Origin of the sequence: Nostoc sp. CHAB 5715 (assembly GCF_020829685.1) — a bacterium.
Taxonomy (GTDB): domain Bacteria; phylum Cyanobacteriota; class Cyanobacteriia; order Cyanobacteriales; family Nostocaceae; genus Nostoc.
The window spans coordinates 1-2,642 of sequence record NZ_JAIVFR010000999.1; the positions used below are offsets into that span (position 1 = coordinate 1).

Sequence of the window (2,642 nt, forward strand, 5' to 3'; positions counted from 1 at the left end):
GGAGCTCGGCCACCAGGGTAATTCCTGCCCCGAGTTCTCCGGCCAGGCCAACTCCGGCAATAAGCCTTAAAACAGCGTATTGGGGAAGGGTTTGGACAAAGCCGTTGGCGATGTTGGACAGTGAGTACAGAATAATGGAGCCGAAAAGGACGGAAAGCCTGCCTTTTTTGTCACCCATAATGCCCCAGAATACCCCACCGATAAGGAGCCCGGCGAGTTGCATATTCAGAAGGAAAACGCCTTCTGAAAGCAGAAGCCCGTCAGGGACACCAAGCGACTTTAAACTGGGTACACGCACCACACTGAATAAAAACAAATCGTACATGGTGGTGTTAATGAGGATTGATATTTTACTCAGAGTTTACAAAAGAAAATTAATACGCGTTTTACCCTTAATACTCAGTTTGATACTGGTTTTGTTGGTCGGAAGCCGCACTGTAGCTGTACCAACAAAATCCACAGAGATATTATGGGATACCTACGGTGTGCCGCATATCTACGGTAAAGATGACCAGAGTGCATTTTATGCCTTTGGTTGGGCACAAATGCAAAGTCATGGAGATTTGCTTTTGCGTCTCTATGGTCAAGCACAGGGACGCGCGGCCGAATATTGGGGAGAGGAATACCTGGAGTCAGATCGTTGGGTACAGACTGTGGGAGTACCAGAACGCGCTCGCTCTTGGTACAAAGCACAAAGTCCAACTTTTCGTAGTTATCTTGATGCTTTTGCTAGTGGGATAAATGCTTATGCAAAACAAAATCCTAACTTAATTGATGATCAAGTTGAGGTGGTGCTACCAGTCAAGGCAGAAGATGTCATGGCTCACTTACATCGGGTACTCAATTTCACCTTTGTGGTCAATCCAGAGCAAGTATTAGGACTGAGCAAAGAAAAGTTGCAAGCAGGATCTAATGGTTGGGCGATCGAACCAACTCATTCTGCCAATGGAAACGCTATGTTATTAGCAAACCCACACCTACCTTGGTCAGATTTATTTTTGTGGTATGAAGCCCAAATCACCGCACCAGGGATTGATGCTTATGGGGCAACACTTGTAGGTATTCCCGTATTAGCGATCGCCTTTAACAACAACTTAGGTTGGACTCACACCGTTAACACCTATGATGGTTGGGATGTTTATGAACTCACACTGGCAGGTAATCGATACCGCTTTGATGACAAAGTTCGTAACTTTCAGACAAAAACCCTCTCCTTAAAGGTGAAGCAGAAAGATGGGTCTTTGCAAGAGCAACCATTAATAGTGAAAAGTTCCGTCCACGGCCCTGTGGTAGCCGAGAAAAATGGTAAAGCCGTGGCGCTCAAAGTCGCAGGTCTTGACCGACCAGGTGTACTCCAGCAGTGGTGGGATATGGCACGAGCAAAAAATCTTGCCCAGTTTGAAAAGACACTCCAGCGCTTACAATTGCCAATGTTTACGGTAATGTATGCGGATCGAGAAGGGCATATTATGCACCTATTCAATGGTCAAGTTCCAGTACGCTCTAAGGGTGATTTTGAATATTGGGAAGGCATAATCCCAGGAAATACATCTAAAACCTTGTGGACAAAAATTCATCCTTACAAAGATTTACCGCGCATAGTTGACCCGAAGAGTGGCTGGTTGCAAAATACAAATGACCCACCTTGGACAACTACATTTCCAGCCGCTATTAAAGCAGATAATTACCCGCCTTACATGGCACCTCGTTTCATGGATTTTCGCTCCCAACGTTCTGTAAGGATGTTGGCTGAGGATGACAAAATCTCTTTTGATGAAATGATTGCATACAAGCACTCTACTCGTATGGAACTGGCTGATCGGATTTTAGATGATTTAATTCCGGCTGCACGCAAATACGGTCAGGACTTAGGGCAAAAAGCAGCTAATGTCCTAGAAGCATGGGATCGGCAAGCCAATGCAGATAGTCGCGGAGCCGTACTATTTGCCTTTTGGGTACAACAGATGGATTTAGATAAGACGTTTAGTAAACCCTGGAATGAAAATTATCCACGCACCACACCCGACGGTTTAGCTAATCCTGAAAGTGCAGTTGCAACTCTGCAAGCAATCGCAGCAGAGGTAGAAAAGACTTATGGAACGCTTGATGTACCGTGGGGTCAGGTTTTTCGGGTACGGTTGGGTGATGTGGATTTATCTGCCAATGGTGGGGATGGCAGCCTGGGAATTTTTCGTGCGCTCGATTTTGCTCCCGGAGCAAACGGTCAGTTCCAAGCCGTTGCAGGTGATTCCTATGTGGCTGCAATTGAATTTTCCAACCCTGTACGGGCAATGGCACTCACCAGCTATGGTAATGCAACTCAACCCGGATCGCCCCACATTGGCGACCAATTACAGATGTTTGCCAACAAAAAGTTGCGGACTGTGTGGCGCGATCGCTCAGATATTCTTCCCCATCTAGAAGAACGTAAAATATTCTGAGGTTACAGCTATTTTCAGGTAAATAGACCACGCGGTAGGGGCATGGCGCAATGCTCATTGGTGTCAACTTAAGTAGGACTTATATCATGTCCGGCAAATTGCTTATGATATGTCATTGCGAGTGCAACGAAGTGGAGCGAAGCAATTCCCTTTGACTCTGCGATTACTTCACTCCGCTATCGCTGCGTTCGTAATGACAAG

At 46.1% G+C, this 2,642-nt stretch carries 2 protein-coding genes; one reads left to right on the forward strand and one right to left on the reverse strand.

The window, feature by feature from the left end:
* The coding region (locus tag LC574_RS34940; protein WP_229458204.1) for an MFS transporter at positions 1-325 on the reverse strand (325 nt) is incomplete at its 3' end.
* 10 nt (positions 326-335) lie between these two features.
* On the opposite strand from LC574_RS34940, the gene LC574_RS34945 reads away from it, so the two are divergent.
* The gene (locus tag LC574_RS34945; protein WP_229458205.1) at positions 336-2,441 is read left to right on the forward strand and encodes an acylase; all 2,106 of its coding nucleotides are present in this window, start codon (positions 336-338) and stop codon (positions 2,439-2,441) included.
* Positions 2,442-2,642 lie beyond the last annotated feature (201 nt).